The sequence below is a fragment of the Rhizobium sp. CCGE 510 genome, assembly GCF_000292525.1.
Taxonomy (GTDB): Bacteria; Pseudomonadota; Alphaproteobacteria; order Rhizobiales; family Rhizobiaceae; genus Rhizobium.
On record NZ_AEYF01000008.1, the window covers coordinates 58,057 to 78,755 of the forward strand.

At 60.7% G+C, this 20,699-nt stretch carries 18 protein-coding genes; 6 read left to right on the plus strand and 12 right to left on the minus strand.

Annotated features, from left to right (window positions below; all coding sequences use genetic code 11):
• Window positions 1–178: 178 nt before the first annotated feature.
• From RCCGE510_RS05340 to RCCGE510_RS05385, 10 genes are all read right to left on the minus strand, one after another.
• On the minus strand, window positions 179–802 hold the full coding sequence (locus tag RCCGE510_RS05340) for an ANTAR domain-containing protein (protein ID WP_007627886.1): 624 nt from the start codon (window positions 800–802) through the stop codon (window positions 179–181).
• Window position 803: 1 nt separating this feature from the next.
• Window positions 804–1,937, minus strand: coding sequence for a transporter substrate-binding domain-containing protein (locus RCCGE510_RS05345; RefSeq protein WP_007627887.1), 1,134 nt, complete (start codon window positions 1,935–1,937; stop codon window positions 804–806).
• 145 nt (window positions 1,938–2,082) lie between these two features.
• On the minus strand, window positions 2,083–3,531 hold the full coding sequence (locus tag RCCGE510_RS05350) for a M20 family metallopeptidase (protein WP_007627888.1): 1,449 nt from the start codon (window positions 3,529–3,531) through the stop codon (window positions 2,083–2,085).
• Window positions 3,532–3,666: 135 nt separating this feature from the next.
• On the minus strand, window positions 3,667–5,211 hold the full coding sequence (locus RCCGE510_RS05355; protein WP_007627889.1) for an ABC transporter substrate-binding protein: 1,545 nt from the start codon (window positions 5,209–5,211) through the stop codon (window positions 3,667–3,669).
• 24 nt (window positions 5,212–5,235) lie between these two features.
• On the minus strand, window positions 5,236–6,099 hold the full coding sequence (locus RCCGE510_RS05360) for a serine hydrolase (RefSeq protein ID WP_007627890.1): 864 nt from the start codon (window positions 6,097–6,099) through the stop codon (window positions 5,236–5,238).
• Between the two features lies 1 nt (window position 6,100).
• Window positions 6,101–7,729: an ABC transporter ATP-binding protein gene (locus tag RCCGE510_RS05365; RefSeq protein WP_007627891.1), complete on the minus strand. Its 1,629-nt coding sequence runs from the start codon at window positions 7,727–7,729 to the stop codon at window positions 6,101–6,103.
• Window positions 7,726–8,544 (minus strand): ABC transporter permease, encoded by an 819-nt coding sequence (locus RCCGE510_RS05370; RefSeq protein ID WP_007627893.1) that lies wholly within the window; start codon window positions 8,542–8,544, stop codon window positions 7,726–7,728. Before RCCGE510_RS05370 ends, RCCGE510_RS05365 begins: the two co-directional genes overlap by 4 nt.
• Window positions 8,541–9,485 carry an ABC transporter permease gene (locus tag RCCGE510_RS05375; RefSeq protein WP_007627896.1) on the minus strand — a complete coding sequence of 315 codons (945 nt, stop codon included), beginning with the start codon at window positions 9,483–9,485 and terminating at the stop codon, window positions 8,541–8,543. The genes RCCGE510_RS05370 and RCCGE510_RS05375 overlap by 4 nt, the downstream gene beginning before the upstream one ends.
• A 178-nt stretch (window positions 9,486–9,663) precedes the next feature.
• Window positions 9,664–10,569 carry a LysR family transcriptional regulator gene (locus RCCGE510_RS05380; protein ID WP_007627898.1) on the minus strand — a complete coding sequence of 302 codons (906 nt, stop codon included), beginning with the start codon at window positions 10,567–10,569 and terminating at the stop codon, window positions 9,664–9,666.
• A 37-nt stretch (window positions 10,570–10,606) separates the two neighbouring features.
• A complete protein-coding gene (locus RCCGE510_RS05385) occupies window positions 10,607–11,581 on the minus strand; it encodes a LysR family transcriptional regulator (RefSeq protein ID WP_192815277.1) in 975 nt (324 codons plus the stop codon).
• Between the two features lie 39 nt (window positions 11,582–11,620).
• Between RCCGE510_RS05385 and RCCGE510_RS05390 the strand changes: the two genes are divergently transcribed.
• A complete protein-coding gene (locus RCCGE510_RS05390) occupies window positions 11,621–12,994 on the plus strand; it encodes an MmgE/PrpD family protein (RefSeq protein WP_007627902.1) in 1,374 nt (457 codons plus the stop codon).
• 66 nt (window positions 12,995–13,060) lie between these two features.
• On the opposite strand, the gene yghX is transcribed toward RCCGE510_RS05390, so the two are convergent.
• Window positions 13,061–13,948: a YghX family hydrolase gene (gene yghX / locus RCCGE510_RS05395; protein ID WP_007627904.1), complete on the minus strand. Its 888-nt coding sequence runs from the start codon at window positions 13,946–13,948 to the stop codon at window positions 13,061–13,063.
• A 317-nt stretch (window positions 13,949–14,265) separates the two neighbouring features.
• Here yghX and RCCGE510_RS05400 point away from each other — a divergent pair, with 317 nt between their 5' ends.
• The 5 genes from RCCGE510_RS05400 to ugpC all read left to right on the plus strand — a co-directional run bounded on the left by RCCGE510_RS05400 (window position 14,266) and on the right by ugpC (window position 19,681).
• Entirely contained in the window at window positions 14,266–15,423 is a 1,158-nt protein-coding gene (locus RCCGE510_RS05400; RefSeq protein ID WP_007627905.1) for a Gfo/Idh/MocA family oxidoreductase, read from the plus strand.
• 13 nt (window positions 15,424–15,436) lie between these two features.
• Entirely contained in the window at window positions 15,437–16,321 is an 885-nt protein-coding gene (locus RCCGE510_RS05405) for a sugar ABC transporter permease (protein ID WP_007627906.1), read from the plus strand.
• On the plus strand, window positions 16,318–17,175 hold the full coding sequence (locus RCCGE510_RS05410; RefSeq protein ID WP_007627907.1) for a carbohydrate ABC transporter permease: 858 nt from the start codon (window positions 16,318–16,320) through the stop codon (window positions 17,173–17,175). Before RCCGE510_RS05405 ends, RCCGE510_RS05410 begins: the two co-directional genes overlap by 4 nt.
• Window positions 17,176–17,248: 73 nt before the next feature.
• Window positions 17,249–18,454, plus strand: coding sequence for an extracellular solute-binding protein (locus tag RCCGE510_RS05415; protein ID WP_037077838.1), 1,206 nt, complete (start codon window positions 17,249–17,251; stop codon window positions 18,452–18,454).
• A gap of 93 nt (window positions 18,455–18,547) precedes the next feature.
• Window positions 18,548–19,681, plus strand: a complete 1,134-nt coding sequence (gene ugpC, locus RCCGE510_RS05420) for a sn-glycerol-3-phosphate ABC transporter ATP-binding protein UgpC (RefSeq protein WP_007627909.1) — start codon at window positions 18,548–18,550, stop codon at window positions 19,679–19,681.
• 18 nt (window positions 19,682–19,699) lie between these two features.
• Here the strand turns inward: ugpC and ftsZ are convergent, their stop codons facing one another.
• A complete protein-coding gene (gene ftsZ, locus RCCGE510_RS05425) occupies window positions 19,700–20,692 on the minus strand; it encodes a cell division protein FtsZ (protein ID WP_037077865.1) in 993 nt (330 codons plus the stop codon).
• Between the last annotated feature and the right edge of the window lie 7 nt (window positions 20,693–20,699).

Here is a 20,699-nt window from a genome sequence, read left to right on the forward strand (position 1 = left end):
AAAAAACCTCTGGCACGGAATTCAATCCGTGAACCAGAGGCTACATAGCCATGATGTGAATGCGGCAGCCCTGCCGCTGAGCAAACCTGCTCGTTATCTGTAGGCTTGCACGAAAGAATGCGACCGTCAAGCCGCTCTATCGGGTATTTTCACGAGGCGCGCAGAGACAACGCAGGGTTTAAATATGAGGTTTTGCGCCGATGGACAGTCCAAGGCTTTTCATCGTGTCCTGCGCGGCAATGACGGATTCGGCGATCGTCGCCATCGGAACGCGCTTTGACGTCGCCTGATCGCGCAAGAGCTTATAGGCCGCCGCCTCGTCGAGACCATTCATGACCCGCAGCGCCGAGACGGCTTTTTCCACAAGCCGGCGACTTTTCAAGGTTTCCTCGAGTTTCTGCACCTTTCCGGCGAGCCGTTTTTCGTAACTATGCCGATAGCGTGCAAGCGCAAATTGCGTCAGGATGCCGAGCGGCCGCAGCGGTTTGCTGATAACGCCGTGGGCGTTGAGATCGATGATCGCCTGGAGTGCTGTCGGGCTTTCATAGGTCAGGATGGCGATGATCGCCGTCTGCTGCAGGTCGATAATCTCGAGCGCGTGCTCGACATGGACATCCTCGACATGCAGGAAGACGGTGTCGATGTCGGGCGGCAAAGCAGGCGGAAGCGGCCAGGTCGCGCGAACCTCGCAGCCAAGGCGCTTGAGGTGGGCGATCAGCAAGTTGCCGTCCTCGTCGCGTGGATGAACAACCAGAACGCGTGCGCGCCGCAGATCCTGAACGATCCGGTTCGGTCCCGCCATCTCAGGCCTCCAACCAGACGTCTTCGAACCGCGAAGCCGTCAGATAGGGGTCCGGCCGGATCGGTCCAGGCGCCTGCCAGGCAATGTCGAAAAGCCCGTCGGCCCGCGCCACGCCGATGCGGGGATGCAGCCAGAGATGTCGGGTATCGGCGTCGAAATTGATCCGCCCTTCCGGAGCAGAAAAATCCTCCAGGAGAATTTCCTCGGAAATGCGATGGGTCTCGAGCGAGCCGGCCCGGGCAAGCGCGCGGGCGAAAAGGTGAACCTGTGCATAGGCCGGCTGCGACCATACGCTGGTGGTGAAGTCCTGGCCGAAGCGGGCTTTGAACGCCGCTACGAAGCGCTCATTCGCCTCGTTCTCGACCGTCTGGAAATAGGTCGCCGAAAGAATATGGCCGGTGCAAGCGTCGGCTCCGATCTCGCGAATCTCACTCTCGGCCATGGTCAGGCTGGCAATCGGAACCCGCTTGCGATCGATCCCCGCCTCGGCATACATGCGGTAGAACCGCTGCGCCGGCCGCCCGACGATCGTCGAGAAGATGGCATCAGGCTCGAGACGAACGATATCGGAAATAACCGAACGCAGCGTTTGCTCGTCGGCATGAAGAGGAAGATATCGTTCGCTGACGACTTCACCGCCCTTTGCCTCGAGCACATCCCGCATGACCCGATTGGATTCGCGCGGATAAATATAATCCGCGCCGACGAAGAGGATCCGGCGTCCATGATTGCGGAGCAGGTATTCTGCGAGCGCGAACGTATTCTGATTGAGAGTGGCGCCGGTATAGACCACATTCTCCGAATACTCGAAACCTTCATACATCGACGGATAAAACAGCAGTCCGTTGTGCCGCTCGACAATCGGCAGCACGGCCTTTCGGCTGGCTGACATCGACGCGCCGAAAATGATGTTGACGTCGTCGTCGGCCAGCAGGCGCCGCGCCAGATTGCGATAGGCGGTCTGGTCTCCGCCCGGATCATAGGCGATCGGAACGATGGGTTTGCCAAGCACGCCGCCCGCCGCATTGACTTCCTCGATCGCAAGTGCGGTGCCAAGAAAGTGCTCTGTTTCCGTGACTTCGCTAATTCCGCTTCTGGAAAACAGCACTCCCACCCGCCATTCGGAGCTTGTCATCTTTGCCTTTTCCGACGTGTTGGAGGTTCGAAAGCGGTGAATGCCTCAGTTCCGCGATTTCGACTTCCATACCCTTAGTGCTTTTTCATGGGGTGCTGCAAGCGGGCACGATGCAGGTCGCTGTCACGGCAGAAGGAGACGGGAACTACCGGTTGTGAACCGTTGCGGGCATCACATTGTCGGGGATCGGGCATATATAAGCTTTGCCGCTGGTCTTTTCCCGCCACTCGGCCGTCGCGGCTGCCAGGAGGTCGGATGACGACATCAAGGCGAGACCCGTTGTCGCCAGCGTCTTGGCCGCATGCACCATGGCTTTGTGCGCGACCGGGCTTTTTCCCTGCGCGACGACCTGCCAGGTATGGGGATTGGTGCCGATCGCCCAGGCTGGCGCCCAGCATTGCGCAGTCGGCGTCACCCAGCTGACGTCGCCGACATCGGTCGATCCGGCCCGGAAATGCGATTGTCCTTCGAAATCGCGCAGACCGGTGTGCAAGGGCGCCGAGCCATCGACCTTGGCATTGGAGAACACATCGCCCTTGATCTGATAGAGACGGATGCTGCTGCTGATCGCTTCCTCAGTGAAGGTAGCCTGGATTTTCCTGGCGAAGGCGATGTCGGCCTCATCGAAGGCGATCGGCCCGAGCGCGACCATGTTTTCGTGCATTGCCGTTTCCAGCGTGATGTTGGGAAGAAGGTTCGTCGAGGCGGTGTCGAACACAATCTCCACCTTGGTTTCGGTCATCATCGCGGCACCGCGCGCAACTTTCTCGACGCGCCCGGCGAGCTCGAGCGCCTGCGGCATGTCAGGCGCCCTGATCAGATAGAGAACCTCGGCGCTGGCCTGCACGACATTGGCGGCCCTGCCGCCGGTGTCGGTGATCGCGTAGTGAACGCGACAATCCTGCGGCATGTGTTCACGCAGGAAATTGACCCCGACATTCATCAGTTCGACCGCATCGAGCGCCGAGCGGCCGAGATGGGCGCTGTTGGCAGCATGGGCCGCCACACCCCTGAAGCGATAGTAATATTCGAGGACGGCAAGATTGTTCGTCGAGCGAACCCCGTTGAACGGAGCCGGATGCCAGGTCAGGGCGGCATCGACGTCGTCGAATGCGCCGGCGCGAACCATGAAGGTCTTGCCGGAACCGCCCTCCTCTCCCGGGCAGCCGTAATAACGCACCGTCCCGGGCAGCTTGTTCTCCTTGAGATGGCGGGCAAGCGCAACCGCCGCCATCAGCGATCCGACGCCAAGCAGATTGTGCCCGCAGCCGTGGCCGGTCGCTCCCGCCGCCTCAGGACAAGGCTCGGCGACGTCGGCGGTCTGGCTCATTCCGGCCAGGGCATCGAATTCGCCGAGGAAAGCAATCACCGGCTTGCCGCTGCCTGATTCGCCGATGAAGGCCGTTTCCATGTCTGCGACGCCGCAGCGCACGGCAAAGCCGTTTTGCTCGAGTGTCCTTGCCAGCAATTGCGACGAGCGCCGCTCCTCGAATTTCAGTTCCGCGAAATCCCAGATACTGTCGCTGAGCGCGATATAATCCGGCTTCATCTTTTCGATCGTCGCGGCAATGGAGCTGATCGCGTCAAGATTCATGGCATTTCCTCGCTGTCTGTCCTGCCGCCACAGGGACGTGTTGCACCGGACCCGGCAGAACTGCCTGCCGGATCTCCTGTTGATTGTCGAAGCTGGATGGCTGCGCCCGAACCATCCGGGCGCGGCAGTTCAGGCTCAATTGTCGAGCGAAACTTCCCAAAGACGGGCATTCGACTGCCAGACGGGCTGACCCTTCAGCTTCTTGGTCGCGCCCCAGACGTCGACCATGTCATAGAGGAAGATGCCCGGCATATCCTTGAGCATCAGCGTGTGAAACTCGTCGAAAATCGCCTGACGCTTCGTCTGGTCGGCCTCCGCGTAGGCCGCCTTCATCAACTCGACTGCCTTTGGGTCATCCCACATCAAGGAAGCGTTCTTGTCCTTGTTGCCGACATAGAAACCGTACATCAGCGCCGGATCGAGCCGCGGCGCGACCGATTGCGAGATGATCTGGTAGTTGCCGGAGCGGCGACGATCGACCTGCGTCGCATAGTCGAGCACCTCGATCTGCACATTGAGACCTGCCTGCTGCATCATCGCCTGCGCCATCACCGCCGCCGGGAAGCTTGGCACGTTGCTGCGCTTGTTGGCGATGATGGTAATCGGCTCGCCCTTATAGCCGGCTGCCGCCAGTTCCTTCTTGGCGGCCTCGACGTCGTAGGGCAGACGTGTCTTCTGGACATCGTCGAAATAGAGCGAGTCTTGCGAAACCATCGAACCGTTGGCGGCGCCGGTGCCATTGGAGGCGGCCTCGACGAGCTGGTCGAGATCGAGTGTCATCGCCATGGCGCGGCGCACGCCGGGATTGCTCAGAACCTTGTCGCGCGTCTGGATGTAGAACAGGTTTTTGCCGTTGTTGCGAGCCACGATCAGTTGCATCGTGTCGCTTGTTTTGAATTCGGGAATGAGATCCGGCGAAATCTCCGCGGTATCGAGCACGCCGGACTGGAGGCCGGCCTTGACGGTCGAAGCATCGGGAATGACCATGAACTTGATGCCATCGACGAGCGGGCGCTTGGAGCCGACCATGCCGTCGGGCTTGCCGTCATTCTCCGGCGAGACATAATCGTCGAACTTGGCGAGATGGATATATTCGCCCTTCTTCCATTCATCCCATTTGAAGGGTCCGGTGCCGATCGGCTTAATGAAGCTTCCGTCCGCGCCGACCGATTCCGGCGAGATCATCCCGGTGTAGCCGCATTCGGGGCGCGACAGCAGGCCAAGGAAAACCGCCGATGGCTTTTCCAGCGTGATGGTGACTGTGGAAGCATCGGCTGCCTTGACCGCGGTAACATGCACGGTGCCGCTGCCGTCGAAATCGGGAAGGCAGGTCCATTTCGTTTCGGGCTTGAGATAGCGGCTCCAATTCCACACGACGTCATCGGCGGTCAACGTCTTGCCGTTGTGGAATTTGACGCCGTCACGCAATTTGAAGCTGTAGGTCAGCCCGTCCGCCGAGACTTCGAAGCTCTTTGCGAGCAGCGGCTTGACCTCGCCGTTGTTGGCATAGCCGACGAGCCCTTCGACGATATGCAGGATGACGCCATCGGTATTGCCGTCGCGATTGACGCCCGGATTGTTGCTGCGCAGATCGGAGCTTTGAGCCACGACGATGTCGCGGGCGTCGACCGCGCCGGTTACCGCCATCAACATGGTGCCTGCAAGAAGAAGCTTATGCATTGTTCTACCCTCTTTTATGGTTCGTCAGGATTGGAGTTGATCCCAGCAGGCGCGTGAAAGCCTGCCGATGGTTTCAAGCGCGACGGTGTAGCCGGGGGTGCCGTCCGGCATTTCCTGCGGTACGTCGTCGGTATAGGCGGCGATGATGTAGAAGGGGGAAGCGTCGCGGTAGACGATACCGGCATTCATCCGGCCGCGCTTTCCCGTGCCGCCCTTATGGGCGACGAGCACACCGAACGGCAGCCGGGAGGGAATGGCATAGCGCAGGATCTGGTTCTTCAGGGTTTGAAGCGCATAGGCGCTGAGCGCCTGCGAGCAGCCGAGCCGGTCCGCGGCTTCCAGCGAATCCTGCGCATCGAGGATGGTTTGCAGCAGATAGACCTGATCCCGCGCCGTCGTCGTCGTGACGGCCTTCAATGAATGATCGGGCGACAGCGCCAAGGGCGGGATGAGGAAGCGATGGTTGGTGCCGGTCATGCCGATCGACTTGCAATAACCATCGACTTCTTCGAGCGTCAGTCTTTCGAAGACCATCTTGGTGCAGACATTGTCGCTCAGCACCATCATGCCGGTGATGGCGTCGCGCAGCGATATGACTATACCGGGGCTGAGATAGCGGAACATCCCGCTCGCCACTTCCTCGGCGAAACGCTTTTCGTAGGTGATCCGTTCGTCGAGATCCAGGCGGCCCTCATGGGCGGCCTTCAAGGCCGCCATCATGATCGAGGTCTTTCGGGTGCTGGCGGAAGGGGTTTCCTCGTCCGCGCCCCTGCCGATCGTTTCGCCGCTGCCAAGCGCACGCACCATGAAGCGCGTTACGAACGGCTGGGCATCGCAGATCGCGTTCAATCGCTCCGCAAGCAGTGCGGATTCACTCATCGTCGTCATATCAGTTCTCCAGGCGCCATTTGAGGGTCACGCCGCCCTGAGCATTGTGGTCCAGAGCGGGGATGGCCGAGAGAAGCCTTTGCGTATAGGCCTCCTTCGGGCTGTCGAAAATCGTATCGCGGTCGCCTTCCTCGATGATCCGGCCGTCCTGCATGACGACGACGCGATCGGCCACCTGTTCGACCACGCCGAGATCATGGCTGATGAACAGGCAGGAAAAGCCGTAGCGTTTTTGCAGATCGGACAGGAGTTCGAGCACTTGCGCCCGGACCGTCACGTCAAGCGCCGATACCGGTTCGTCGGCGATCAGGAATTTCGGCCGACGCGCGATGGCCCGGGCAATCGCCACGCGCTGACGCTGGCCGCCGGAAAGCTCATGCGGGTAGCGCTCGGCGTAGTCGGCCCCAAGCCCGACTTCTTCAAGCGTCTCCAGGGCGCGCTTGCGCTTTGCCGCAGCGTCGAGATCGGGAACGAGCCGCAGCGCTTCTTCCACAAGTGCGACGATGGTCATGCGCGGATCGAGCGAGGAATAGGGATCCTGAAAAACCATCTGGCAATTCAACCGATAGTCCATCCAGTCGTCGTCGCGGCTGCGTCCCTTGAACCGGATATCGCCTTCGCTCTCCCGGACCAGTCCGGCAATGGTGCGGCCGAGCGTGGTCTTGCCGGACCCGGAACCGCCGACCAGCGCCACGACTTCGCCCTCGTGGATATCGATGCTGACGCCATGCAGCGCCCGCTTTGGCGTTGCCTTCTTCATCAGCGACCGCCGGCCTGCATAGTCGACGACGATATCCCGCGCCGAAACCATAGGCGCCTTGGTCTTGTCGATCGTTCGCGTCTGCCCACGGAACGGCAGGGAGGAAAGCAGTTTCTTCGTATAGGCACGCTGCGGTGCGTCGAGCAGATCGGCGGTGCGTCCTTCTTCGACGATCACGCCCTTTTCCATGACGACGATGCGGTTCGTGTAACGGGCTACCATCGGCAGATCGTGACTGATCAGCAGCACGGCGGTGCCTTCCGCCTGTGTCAGTTCCACCATCAATTCCATGACGTCGCGCTGGATCACCGCGTCGAGCGCGGTCGTCGGCTCGTCGGCGATCAAGAGCGCCGGTTTCAGCAGCATCACCGATGCCAGCATGATGCGCTGGCGCATGCCGCCCGAGAATTCATGCGGGTAGGACGTGAGCGCCCCGGCCGGATCGCGGATCCCGACCCGGTTCAGCATGTCGAGGATCCGGCTGCGCCGTTCTTCCTGCGAAAATTTCGTATGCAGCTGCAACCCTTCTTCGAGTTGGCGGCCGACGGTCATCGAGGGATTGAGCGAAGTCATCGGCTCCTGGAAGACGACACCGATTTCCGCACCACGCAATTGGCGCAATTGCGCGCCGCTCATGGAAAGCACGTCGCGTCCCTTGTAAGCGACGGAGCCGCCGATCACTTTGATGGGTGCCGGCAGCAGCGAGATCAGGGCGCGGGTTGCCAGCGTCTTGCCCGATCCGCTTTCTCCGACGATGCCGAAGATCTCGCCTGGCGCAATATCGAAGCTGACGTTCTTAACGACCTGCACACCGGTCCCGGCGACTTGAAGCGACAGGTCGCGGACATTCAAAAGCGTTTCATTGGTCATTTCAGCCCCCTCATCCGCGGATCGAGTTTGTCCCGAAGAGCGTCGCCCAGAAGATTGATGCCGAGGAGCGTCAAGGCGATCGCCAGGCCCGGGAACAGACCCAGCCAAACAGCCTGCTCGATGAAGGGGCGCCCGGCAGCCAGCATGTTGCCCCAGGTCGGCGCCGGTGGCGGAACGCCGAGACCGAGAAAGCTGAGCGCGCTTTCCGATAGGATCGCCCAGCCGAACATCGAGGTCGCAAGCACGGTGATCGGGGCGATGCAATTGGGGAGGATATGGCGGAACATGGTGTAGAGCGTGCCATTGCCCATCACCTTCGAAGCCTCGATGAACTCCCGCTCGCGCAGCGACAGGACGGCACCCCGGACAACGCGGGCCATGGAGGGAGAATAGGCAATGCCCAGCGCGAAGATGATGCCATATTGGTTGGCGCCGAAGACGGCGAGCAATCCAAGCGCCAGAAGGATGCCCGGAAAGGCGAGAAGCGCATTGTTGACGGCCATGATGACTGCATCGATCCAACCGCGGGCGTAGCCGCTGACGAGACCGATCAGCGTGCCGCAGACCGTCGCGAATGTGACCGTCAAGGTGCCGATCCAGACGCTCGCCCGGGCGCCGACGATCAGGCGGCTGAGGACGTCGCGGCCGAATTCGTCGGTTCCGAGCCAGTGGGCGCTGCTTGGCGCCGCCAGCCGCGCCGTGAAGCCGAGCTTCATCGGATCATAGGGGGTCCAGAAAAGACCGATCGCAGCTGAGGCGAGCAATGCGGCAATCAGGACGCTGCCGATGAAGCCGTTGAACGTGACGTTTTTCATTCGGCGACCACCCGCGGATCGAACAAGGGATAGAGCAGGTCGACGACCAAATTGACCAGCACATAGGAAAGCGAGACGAACAGCAGGCAGCCCTGGATGACGGGGTAATCGCGGGCAAAAACGCTGTCGACCATCAGCCGCCCGAGCCCCGGAATGGTGAAGACCGTCTCGATGACGGCAATGCCGCCAAGCAGATTGCCGAGGATCAGACCGATGACCGTCCAGGTCGGGCCGAAGGCGTTCTTGAAGGCGTGCCGCCAGAGGACGGCGCTTTCGGAAAGGCCCTTGGCCCGCGCGTGGGTGATATAATCGAGACGCAGCACTTCCAGCGTCGAGGCGCGTGCCATGCGGATCAGCACACCCATCTCATGGATGACCAGGGTCATGATCGGCAGCACGAGGTAGAGCAGGCCGCCGGTAACGTTGCTGCCGATCGAGACATAGCCGAGGACCGGTAGCCAGCCGAGTTTCAAGCCGAAGAACAGCAGGAGCAGCAGTCCGAGCCAGAATGTCGGGATCGACAGCAGGATTGTGGCCGTGCCGACCAGCGCCAGGTCCGTCAGACTGTTTTGCCGCCACGCGGCGATGACGCCGGCCGGCACGGCGATGAGGCTCGCCAGAAGCACGGCGATGACGACGATTTCGGCGCTGACCAGAAAACGCGAGGCAACGAGCGGCAGAACCGCCTCGCCGTTGACGATCGAGCGGCCGAAGTCACCCTGGACGACATCGGCGGTCCAGATCAGGAACTGTTGCGGCAGCGATTTGTCCAGGCCGAGTTCGGAGCGCATCGCCGCGATCTGATCCGGCTCGGCCATATCACCCAGCATCAGTGCCGCCGGATCGCCGGGTATGAAGCGGATCAGCGTGAAGACGGTCACCGAAACGAGGACGATCGTCGGCAAGGCCATCAGCAGGCGGTTCAGAATGAATTTCAGCATTTTTGTTCCCCGCGATGGGCGACGGTGAGTGCCCGGCGCCATCGGTTTCGTTGCTGCAGACTATGATCGAATGAAGAAATATCCGCAATATTATGCGATTCCGTCATAAGTCTATGCGGAATACGGCCGCAACCAAAGCGGCTGCCTTTGCGTAAAGCATAGGGCTAAGTATTTTATTTCAAATGTCTTTTTGTGAAAGCTGAATCTGCCGCTTCAAGGCATCGCTCAGAGCGTGAGCGGCAATTGAGAGTGGCGTCCCGACCGCCCTCGCCAATCCGAATTCCTGGGTCGCGCGTGGCACGAAGGGACGGTGAACCACCGGCAGGTGGCGATAGAGATTCGCATAAAAGCTGCTGATGATCGTGACCCCGAGGCCATGGGCGACGTAGGAACAGGCGGAGCTGTTGGTGTGCGTCTCGATCTTGACGATCTGCTTGATGCCGGCCCGCCGGAAGGTCTGGTCGAGCGCCATGCGGTTCGGCCGTTGGCGGCCAATCAGAATGAGAGGAACGTCGCGCAAATTCCGGACCGTGATTTCCTCCAGCCTCGCAAGAGGATGATCCTTTGGAACGACGCAGACGCTTTCGCCGGTGGCGACGCGCTCGACCTCGATGCCCGGTCCGCTCTCGCCCTCCATGCGTAGAAAGCCGAAATCGATCACCCTCTGCTCGACGAGCTTGTTGATCGCCGTCGTCGTCTCGAAAAAGGTTTCGATCCGCACACCGGGGAAATCGCTGATGTAATCGGCCAGCATCGCCGGCGCGAAATGCTCCCACATGCTGCTCGGCAGGCCGATGCGGACGATCTCCGGGCCAGCGGCGCCGCTTCTTAAGTCCTCCGCGTGGCCCGACATCCGATCGACCGCGAGCAAGATGTTCTCGGCATCGCGGGCAAGAAGCAGGGCCTCGGGGGTGGGGATGAGACGGCCTTTGTCGCGCACGAAAAGCGACATCGAAAGGTCCGCCTCGAGCTGCTGGAGGAGGCGGCTGACGCCGGACTGGCTAAGCCCCATCGTCTTTGCCGTGGCAATCGTCGACCCCGTCGCCAGAAGCGTGCGCAGGACTTCCAGTTGCTTGATATTCATGCGTTCGCGATCCCCTGGGATGGTTCCAGCACTGTCATCATGCCCAGTCCGAAATGCTTTGAAGAAAGAGGCTGGCGGCCTTGGGCATCGGAAATTTCTCTCCGCTGATCAGCGCATAGGCAAGCGGCAGTTCCGGATCGAGCGGAATGAACCGCAGCGGCAGCGTCGCATATTCGCGGGCGATGATCTCCCCAACCAGCGCAATGCCGAGCCCTTGTGCTGCCAGCGCGCAGGCACTCGCCACCGAATGCGCCTCGAGCAGGGGGCGTTGACGGATGCCGGCCTTGTAGAACAACGCCTCCAGCTCGTGGCGAACCGGTCGCTCCCGGTTCAGCATGATCAGATCCTGCCCCTTGAGGTCGCCGACCGACAAGTGCCGGCTGCCGGCCTTGGAATGATCGTTGTGCACGGCGCAAATGATCCGCGACGACAGGATCTTCTCCTGTTTCAATCCCGGGCTCATCAGCGGCAGACGCGCGAAACCGAGATCGGCCTCGCCGTCGGCCACCATCCGTTCGATGGCGAGATAGCTGCCGGACGCGACTTCGACGCGCATCGGACCATTGGCTGTAAGAAAATTCTTTACCAGCTTCGGAATGCGTGTTGCGGAAAGGCTGGCGGGAAAGGCGAGCCGCAGCATAATCTCGCGCGATCGACCGCTCTCGAGCTCCATCGCCGCCGTTTTCAAGGCGCGTAGCCGGTCGGAGATGGCGCGGATTTCCGGGCCGAGCTGCAGTCCCTCGCGGGTCGGTTGAAGCCGGTTCTTCTCCCGTTCGAAAAGCCGGACGCCGAGATAGTCTTCCAATTGCTGCAATAAACGGCTGGCATTCGATTGCGAGATCCCAAGCTCGACTGAGGCAGCGATCGTCGAGCCGGTCGCGGCGATGGCGTCATAGGCCTCGATATGCTTCAGGCCGATCGCCGCACTCGTGTCTCGCGCCATTCTATCTCCCATACGGATAGCCCTACCCGCAAACCGCATAAGATTGCGGACCTGCGGAAAGTTGAACATTTTCCGCTGAGAACCAAACTCACGGAAAGACTTTCGTCAATGGCCAGCACTCTCCGCAAGATCGCCGAACAGGTCCTGTCGCGCACGACGTTCTCAAACCTCGCCATGGAGCGGGCAAGAGATGCCGTGGTGGACACCATCGGCTGCATGATTGCCGGCAGGAACGATGAAAGCGTGGCCGCGCTCACCCGCGCTTACGACGGGGAAATCGCCGGCGGCGGCCAAGCACGGCTCGTCACCGGCGGCTCCGCCTCGCCCTCGCTCGCCGCACTCATCAACGCAACGGCGGCGCATGCGCTCGATTTCGATGACAATTTCCATCCGGCCAGGGCGCATGCCTCAGCGGTGCTGGTGCCGGCGCTGCTGGCGGTTCTGACGAGCCGCAAGGTGACCAGCGGGAGACGGTTTCTCGAGGCCTACCTGGCCGGGCTGGAAGCACAAGCGGCGGTCGGCTTCGGCGTCAATCCCTCTCACTACAACAGGGGCTGGCACGCGACGGCGACGGTTGGCAGCATCGGGGCGGCGGCTGGCGTGGCACGGCTTCTCAGCGCCGATGAAGAGCGCCTGGCCGCAGCGATGAGCCTGGCGACGAGTTTTGCCTGCGGCCCGAAAGGCCAATTCGGCACCAGCGCCAAACCGCTTCATGCCGGCATTGCCGCGCGCAATGCCGTGGATGCGGTGCGCATGGCGCTGGCGGGCCTGAGCGGGCGGCCGGATATCCTCGAACGGCCGCAAGGCTTCCGCGATCTTTTCGGGGGCGATGATGCCAGGGGTTGGGAGGGCCTGGCATTTACGGACGAGCATATCATCGAAAGCCGGGGCGTGGTGACCAAGCGTCATCCCTGCTGCGCCTCGACCCATCGCGCCATCGACGCGCTTCTGGATCTGAAGCAGGAGCACGGGCTTTTGGCTGATGATATTGCCGGGATCGAGACGAAAGTCGGCATATCCGCTGTCCGCAACCTGGCTTATCCCGAGCCCGCCGACGAGATGCAGGCCCGCTTCTCGATGCAATATTGCCTGGCGACAGCTTTCCTCAAGGGATCTCTCAGCCTTTCGGATTTTACGCGGCAGGCGATCGAACGGCTGGAAATCCGGGAGTTCATGCCGTGCATCGAAATGCAGTCCTATTCGGCCGAAGAGGAAAGAGGCGTCGAGCGCCTCCCGCACATCGTCACGGTCACGACGCGCGATGGGCGCGTTTTGAACAAGTCTCGGCTGCATGCCAAGGGATCGCTCGAAGCGCCGATGAGTGTGCATGAACGTGAAGTCAAGTTCCTGGACTGCTTGCGCTGGGGAAATCGGAATGTCTCAGGCGCTGCTTTCCTGCAACTTCGCAAGCTTGCCGATTTCGAAGACCTGTCCGGCGACGATCTCTTCTGGAGCCTGGTTGCAGACCGCCAGTCGCCTTGACAAGCCACGTCATGGATAGCGGCGGGGAATGGCTCCCCACCGCAAATCGTTCAGTCCGCGGCCCTCTCAGGCGAGGTATTTCGTGAACCAGTCGACCGTTCGCTGCCAGGCGAGCTTGGCGGCCGCTTCGTCGTAGCGCGGCGTGGAATCATTGTGGAAGCCGTGATTGACGTCGGGGTAGACATAGGCTTCGTAGGTTTTTTGCGACGATTTCAGCGCCGCTTCATAGGCCGGCCAGCCTTCGTTGATGCCCTTGTCCAAACCGGCATAGTGGAGAAGCAGCGGGGCCTTGATCTTCGGCACGTCCTCGGCGCGCGGCTGTCTGCCGTAAAACGGCACGGCTGCGGCAAGTTCGGGATAGGCCACTGCCGCAGCATTGGCGACGCCGCCGCCGTAGCAGAAGCCGGTGATGCCGACCTTGCCGGTGGTGAGGTCGCTCTGCATCAGAAATTCGACCGCTGCGAAGAAGTCGTTCATCAGCTTTTCCGGGTCGACCTTCTGCTGCAGGTCCCGCCCCTTCTCGTCGTTGCCGGGATAACCTCCGACCGAGGTCAGTCCATCCGGCGCCAACGCGATGAACCCTGCTTTTGCCACGCGCCGCGCCACATCCTCGATGTAGGGGTTCAGGCCCCTGTTTTCGTGAACGACCACCACGGCCGCAACTTTGCCGGCGGCATTTTTAGGGCGGACGAGATAGGCGCGGACATCTCCATTTCCCTTGGGCGAGGGATAGGTGATGTATTCGGCTGATATGTCTGGATCGGTGAACTCGACCTGGGTCGCCAGCGCATAGTCAGGGCTCAGCGACGAAAGAATGGCGGCTGCGGTCAGCCCGCCGACGGCGAACTTGCCGGCTCGGTCGAGAAATTCGCGTTTTGTAATCTTCCCGTGCGCGTAATAATCGTAGAGTTCGAGAAGTTCCTGCGGGAAATCCTTGGCTGTCATGCGGGTCATGATGGCTCCTCCTTGCCTTCGGGTCTCCCAGCATCCTACACACGTAACCTCACGTGTCTTTTCACCATTTCGCGAGTCCCGCGTGTGTTGGCCGTAGCGCTGGCCGCCGGCGGCGGCAGATGCCGTTGCTTCAAGCGGTGCCCGCTATTCCATTCGGCAATCCGCGTCCGGCCGGTCGCTCCCGGCAATCGACCGCCGCCTATCGATCTATGAAAATAAATTTCATGCTCAAGCTTCGAGCCCCGTTTTCTATTGACGCCTCCCGATTTTTGTCCCAACTTGAAGAAAATGAATTACTAAATGGGAACTTGATCGGCATGAAAGTGGGAATCATCGGGCTCGGATTCCGGCTCGGCTATCTCGGCTATGTTTTCAAGGCAATCGATAGCAGCTTCGACATTGTCGGCTATGTGGATCCGGAGCCTGCCGGACTTCCCGGATTGACGGAAAAGGGCGTTTCAGTCGGCAAGGCCTATGGGTCGCCGGAAGAGCTTCTCGCTTCCGAAAAGCTCGATCTGCTGATGATCGGCTCCCCTAATCACCTGCATCTCGATCATATCAGGCTCGGACTTCAGGCCGGCCTCAAGGTCTTCTGCGAAAAGCCGATCGTCACGACCATTGCCGAGAGCATCGAGCTTGCGCATCTGATGGCGAAATTCGGCCATGAGCGGCTGATGGTCGGTCTGGTGCTGCGCTACTCTCCACTCTATAAGGATCTCCGCGCCATCCAGGCCGAGGGCAAACTCGGCCAGATCGTGTCGATCGAAGCCTCCGAACATATCGAGCCCTATCACGGCGCCTTCTTCATGCGCGACTGGCGCCGCTATGAGCGCTATTCCGGCAGCTTCATGCTGGAGAAATGCTGCCACGACCTCGACCTTTATAATGGTGTCGTCGGCGCACGGCCCGAGCGCGTGGCCAGTTTCGGCGGCCGCAAGAGCTTCATTCCGGCCAATGACCCGGCGCGCGAAGGCATCAACGACCTCGAGCTTTTCCACCGCAAGCCGAGCGGCTGGATGGGATCGGACAAGGTCTTCGACAGCGATGCCGATATTATCGACTATCAGGTGGCGATCGTCGAATATGAAAATGGCGTCGGCATGAACTTCCACACCAATCTGAACGTGCCCGACCAGTTCCGCCGCTTCGCCATCATGGGCTCGCGCGGCATGGCCGAAGGCGATTTCGTCCGCGGTTATCTCGACGTGCACGAGCAACTGACCGGCAACAAGGTGGTCGAAAACAAATATGCCGCCACGGAGCTCTCCCAGCATTACGGCGCCGACGAGCAGATGGCGAGCGACCTGCTGGAAAGTGTGCGCACCGGGCTCGAACTCCCCGTTTCCACACTGAATGCGCTTGAAGCCGGCATCCTCGCCTTAGCGATGGACGAAGCGAGGATGAAGAAAACGGTCGTCGACCTGCGCCCCGTCTGGGACCGCTTCGACGAGGCCCTTCACGCAAGAGCGGCTTGAGGAAGGCGGCAAGATGAGTGTCCAAAGAAGCGCCTTCATCTTTGCCTGGATCCTTCTCCTTCCGGCTGTTCTCTATGTTCTCGCCATCGTCGCCTATCCCCTGGTCGATACCTTCATTCTCTCCTTCACCGATGCGTCGCTGAAGAAGACCACCAACTGGGTCGGCTGGGTCAATTACCAGAAGATCTTCAACGGCACCTTTGCCGAGGTCATCGTCCGCACCTTCATCTGGACGTTCTTCTCGGTCGCGCTGAAAATGCTGATCGGCACCTTCGGCGCAACCATGCTCAATGCCGCCGTGCCCGGCCGTTCTCTGTTCCGGCTGCTGACCATGCCGCCATGGATCGTGCCGATGGCGATCGGCATCTTCATGTGGGGCTGGATGTATAATGGCCAGTTCGGGATGATATCCGGCGTTTTGCAGCGCTTCGGGCTGGTCGACGGTCCGGTCGCCTTCCTCGCTTATGGAAGCACGGCCTTCTGGGCAACGATCATCACCGACGTGTGGATCGGCGTGCCGCTGGTGACGATTTATTTCCTGGCGGCGATCCAATCGATTCCGAAGGATCTCTATGAGGCCGCCTGGACCGACGGCGCCGGCCGCTGGTACCGCTTCCGCCGCATCACCCTGCCGCTGATGGTTCCGGCGATCATCACCATGTCGATGCTGTCGCTGATCGCTACCTTCAATTCGTTCGACATCATCTGGATCCTGACGCAGGGCGGACCGAGCGGCGAGACGACGACGATGATCATCGATACCTATCAGACCGCCATCGGCTCGAAGAAATACGGTGAAGGGGCAGCGCGCGCCGTGTTGATCTGCATCTTCCTGTCGCTCTTCTGCTTTGCCTATTTCCGCGTTACCCGCCGCCTCAATCCGGAGAAGCGCGCATGAGCAATGCCGCCATGATCGACCGTTACCGCTGGTGGGAAATCATCCTGATCTATTGCGGCATCGCGCTGTTTCTTTTCTTCGTGCTGGCGCCCTTCTTCGAAGGCTTCATGGTGTCGCTGAAGCCGCTCAGCCAGCTCTTCTCCTCTCCCTACCGCTTCTGGCCGGAGAACGGTTCCTTCGAGGCTTACCGGACGATGTGGATCAGCGTGCCGGGCTTCGGGCGTTATATCTTCAACTCGTTCTTCATCTCGATCATCGTCACGCTGATCGTGCTCTGCCTCGTCATTCCGGCGGCCTATGCCTTCGCGAAATTCGAATTCAAGGGCATGGGGATCCTGCTCGGCGCGTTCCTGACGGTGAACATGTTCTCCGGCGCCGTGCTGTTGATCCCGCTTTTCCGGCTGATGCGCAGCATGGGTGTGCTCAACACCTATCTCGCCATGATCGTGCCCGGCGTCGCCTTCCTGATCCCATCAGCGATCTGGCTGCTGCGCACCTACATGATCCGTATCCCGCAGGAACTCAACGAAGCGGCCTATATGGATGGCGCCAGCCATTTCTACACGCTTCGCCGCGTCATCCTGCCGATTGCGATGCCGGGGATCATCGTCGTCGCCATAACCACCTTCATCGGTGCCTATGCCCAGCAATTCATCTTCGCGCTGACCTTCAACTCGAAGACCGAATACATGCCCCTGCCGGTGGGCCTCTTTGCCTACTTCGGTAAGCAGGAGGTCATCTGGAACGAACTGATGGCGGCTTCCTTCGTCGGCATCGCGCCGGCGATGCTCGTCATCTTCTTCCTTCAGCGCTACCTTGTCGGCGGGCTGACCGCCGGTGCGGTGAAACAATAAGACCAAAAAACGAGTGAACAGCTAACACAAGAACGGGAGTCACGACGTGAGTATATCAATCAGGACAGGCCTTATGGCGCTCGCCTTGCTCGGTTCGACGGCAATGACCGCGGTCACTGCCCATGCAGCCGACAAGGAAATCAGCTGGATCTATTGCGGCGACACGATCGACCCGGTCCACATCAAATACATCAAGCAGTGGGAAGAAAAGAACACCGGCTGGAAGGTCGCCCCCGAGGTCGTCGGATGGGCGCAGTGCCAGGACAAGGCGACGACGCTCGCTGCCGCCGGCACCCCGGTCGCCATGGCCTATGTCGGGTCGCGCACGCTGAAGGAATTCGCGCAGAACGATCTTATCGTTCCGGTGCCGATGACCGATGACGAGAAGAAGACCTACTATCCCCACATCGTCGACACGGTGACCTTCGAGGGCAACCAGTGGGGCGTTCCGATCGCCTTCTCCACCAAGGCGCTTTACTGGAACAAGGATCTCTTCAAGCAGGCCGGCCTCGACCCCGAGAAGCCGCCGAAGACTTGGGCTGAAGAAATCGAGATGGCAAAGACCATCAAGGAAAAGACCGGCATTCCGGGCTACGGCCTCTCCGCCAAAACCTTCGACAATACCATGCACCAGTTCATGCATTGGGTTTACACCAACAACGGCAGTGTGATCGGTGCAGACGGCAAGGTCACGCTCGACAGCCCGCAGATTCTCGCCGCGCTGAAAGCCTATAAGGATATCGTCCCCTACTCCGAAGAAGGCCCGACGGCCTATGAGCAGAACGAAGTCCGCGCCATCTTCCTCGACGGCAAGGTGGCGATGATCCAGGCCGGCTCGGGTGCCGCCGACCGTCTGAAGAAGACGCAGATCAGCTGGGGCATCACGACGCTGCCGCTCGGTCCCGATGCCAAGGGTCCCGGCACGCTGCTGATCACCGACAGCCTGGCGATCTTCAAGGGCTCGGGCGTCGAGGACAAGGCGACGGAGTTCGCCAAGTTCATCACCTCCCCTGATGTTCAGTCCGAATATGAGCTGCAGGGCGGCGCCGGCCTCACGCCCCTCCGCCCCTCTGCAAAGGTCGACGAGTTCGTCGCCAAGGATCCCAATTGGAAGCCTTTGATCGAAGGCATCGACTATGGTGGTCCCGAGCCCCTCTTCACCGACTACAAGGGCTTCCAGAACTCGATGATCGAGATGATCCAGTCCGTCGTGACGGGCAAAGCCGAGCCGGAGGCCGCACTCAAAAAGGCTGCCGGCGAAGTCGAAGCCTTCAAATAAGTCCTCTTAAGCCTCCCCAGGGGTCGCGGCATAACCCGCGACCCCTCCCCTTATATCGAACGTGCGACGAAGACCGCCGGCGGAGACAGATTTTTGGGACAGCTCCTTCTTAACAAAGTTCAGAAGTTCTATGGCGACTACGAAGTTCTGAAGGGCGTTCAGCTCGATGTGAGGAACGGCGAGTTCGTCGTTTTCGTCGGCCCGTCGGGCTGCGGCAAATCCACCCTGCTGCGGATGATCGCCGGTCTCGACGCGACGACGGCTGGAGATATCGTCATCGATGGTATCAGGGTCAATGACCTGCCGCCGGTCAAGCGCGGCATCGCCATGGTGTTCCAGTCCTACGCGCTCTATCCGCACATGACGGTCTTCGAAAACATCGCCTTCCCGCTTCGCGTCGAAAAGATGGAAGAGGCCAAGCTCAAGGCCAGGGTGGAAAATGCGGCGCGCATCCTTCACTTGGAACAGCGGCTGCAGCAGAAACCCGGCGTGTTATCCGGCGGCCAGCGCCAGCGCGTCGCGATCGGCCGCGCCATCGTGCGCGAACCGAAAATATTCCTGTTCGACGAGCCGCTGTCCAACCTCGACGCGGCACTGCGCGCCGATATGCGCATCGAGCTTGCCAAGCTGCACAGGCAGTTGAAGGCGACGATGATCTATGTGACGCACGACCAGGTCGAGGCGATGACCATGGCCGACCGTATCGTCGTGCTTGACGCCGGCGATATCTCCCAGACAGGGGCGCCGCTGGAGCTTTATCACAAGCCCGCCAACCAGTTCGTCGCCGGCTTCATCGGCAACCCGAAAATGAATTTTCTGCCGGTGACCTGCAAGGGCGTCGGCGCCAATGGCGTCGAGGTGGATTATCAAGGCCAGACCGCCGTTCTGCCGGTGAAGCCGCGCGACGGCATGGCCGGCAAGACGATGACACTCGGCATCCGCCCGGAGCATATCCAGCTGAACGGCGGCGATATCGTCTTTACCGTGACGCCCACGGTGATCGAACGCCTTGGGGCCAATACGGTCGCTTACGCCTCGCTCAACGGCGAGGCCGAGAACTTCTGCGCCATGCTGCCCGGCAGCGTCGGCATTCGCGCCGATGCACCTGTCGCAACCGGCATCAATGCCGCGGACTGCCATCTGTTCGACGAAGCGGGCATTGCCTTCGAGCGGCGCGTCGAATTGACCGAAATCGATATGAATGTGATCAATCCGACGGCGGCGTGAAGCATTGCGAAACCGCAGTCAGGCGACCATTTGGACAATTGAGGGAATTCGGGCGGCGGGACCAAGGCCGGTGGCAACGATAGAGACCCGCATACGGTCACTGAGGCTCTCGTCGAAGCTTGCGCCGAAGATGATCTCGGCATTCCCATCGACTTCTTCGCGAATGCGGCCGGCCGCCTCATCGACTTCGAACAGGGTGAGATCTCGACCAGCAGAGATCGAGACGATAACCCCTTTTGCGTCCTTAAGTATCGCGTCGCCAAACAGCGGATTTTCCAGGGCTGCTTTCGCGGCCGCAGTCGCTCTGCCCTGGCCCGCAGCTTCTCCGGTCCCCATCACCGCCGTGCCCATGTCCCGCATGATCGCTTTCACATCGGCGAAATTGAGATTGACCACGCCTTCCTTCAGGATCAGGTCGACGATCGAGCTGACGCCTGCGTAGAGCACGGCGTCAGCCGAAGCAAAGGCCGCCGCAAGCGTCGTGTGAGGGTCCGACAGGCGAAGAAGGCTCTGGTTTGGGACAACAATGACAGTATCGGCGACTTCGAGGAGCTGTTCGATGCCGTCTTTTGCCTGGCGCATGCGGTGCGAGCCTTCGAACGCAAACGGCTCCGTGACAACAGCGACCGTGAGAACGCCGGCCTGCCGTGCGGCGCGGGCAATAACCGGCGCTGCCCCGGTGCCTGTGCCACCGCCCATGCCAGCGGCGATAAAGCACATATGATAACCGGCGAGATGCTCCATGATCTCGTGGATCGACTCTTCCGCAGCGGCACGACCGATTGCCGGGAGCGAGCCGGCGCCCAGACCCTCGGTAACCTTCAGGCCAAGTTGCACGACCTGCGACGCCTTCGACTTGACGAGCGCCTGAGCGTCGGTGTTGGCAACCACAAAATCGACACCGGATAATTCCTGCGTAATCATGTTGTCGACGGCGTTTCCGCCGCCGCCTCCGACACCGATCACGGCAATCTTCGGCTTCCAGCCTGCCGGTTTCTGTAGGGGGTGCATCATAATA

Coding starts and splice junctions, on each gene's coding strand:
- RCCGE510_RS05385 (WP_192815277.1), bottom strand. CDS start 11,581: ATGTTCAACTTTCCGCAGGTCCGCAATCTTATGCGGTTTGCGGGTAGG.
- RCCGE510_RS05365 (WP_007627891.1), bottom strand. CDS start 7,729: ATGACCAATGAAACGCTTTTGAATGTCCGCGACCTGTCGCTTCAAGTC.
- RCCGE510_RS05380 (WP_007627898.1), bottom strand. CDS start 10,569: ATGAATATCAAGCAACTGGAAGTCCTGCGCACGCTTCTGGCGACGGGG.
- RCCGE510_RS05360 (WP_007627890.1), bottom strand. CDS start 6,099: ATGACGACGATGAGTGAATCCGCACTGCTTGCGGAGCGATTGAACGCG.
- RCCGE510_RS05350 (WP_007627888.1), bottom strand. CDS start 3,531: ATGAATCTTGACGCGATCAGCTCCATTGCCGCGACGATCGAAAAGATG.
- RCCGE510_RS05375 (WP_007627896.1), bottom strand. CDS start 9,485: ATGCTGAAATTCATTCTGAACCGCCTGCTGATGGCCTTGCCGACGATC.
- RCCGE510_RS05355 (WP_007627889.1), bottom strand. CDS start 5,211: ATGCATAAGCTTCTTCTTGCAGGCACCATGTTGATGGCGGTAACCGGC.
- RCCGE510_RS05415 (WP_037077838.1), top strand. CDS start 17,249: ATGGCGCTCGCCTTGCTCGGTTCGACGGCAATGACCGCGGTCACTGCC.
- RCCGE510_RS05400 (WP_007627905.1), top strand. CDS start 14,266: ATGAAAGTGGGAATCATCGGGCTCGGATTCCGGCTCGGCTATCTCGGC.
- yghX (WP_007627904.1), bottom strand. CDS start 13,948: ATGACCCGCATGACAGCCAAGGATTTCCCGCAGGAACTTCTCGAACTC.
- RCCGE510_RS05410 (WP_007627907.1), top strand. CDS start 16,318: ATGAGCAATGCCGCCATGATCGACCGTTACCGCTGGTGGGAAATCATC.
- RCCGE510_RS05405 (WP_007627906.1), top strand. CDS start 15,437: ATGAGTGTCCAAAGAAGCGCCTTCATCTTTGCCTGGATCCTTCTCCTT.
- RCCGE510_RS05345 (WP_007627887.1), bottom strand. CDS start 1,937: ATGACAAGCTCCGAATGGCGGGTGGGAGTGCTGTTTTCCAGAAGCGGA.
- RCCGE510_RS05390 (WP_007627902.1), top strand. CDS start 11,621: ATGGCCAGCACTCTCCGCAAGATCGCCGAACAGGTCCTGTCGCGCACG.
- RCCGE510_RS05340 (WP_007627886.1), bottom strand. CDS start 802: ATGGCGGGACCGAACCGGATCGTTCAGGATCTGCGGCGCGCACGCGTT.
- ftsZ (WP_037077865.1), bottom strand. CDS start 20,692: ATGCACCCCCTACAGAAACCGGCAGGCTGGAAGCCGAAGATTGCCGTG.
- RCCGE510_RS05370 (WP_007627893.1), bottom strand. CDS start 8,544: ATGAAAAACGTCACGTTCAACGGCTTCATCGGCAGCGTCCTGATTGCC.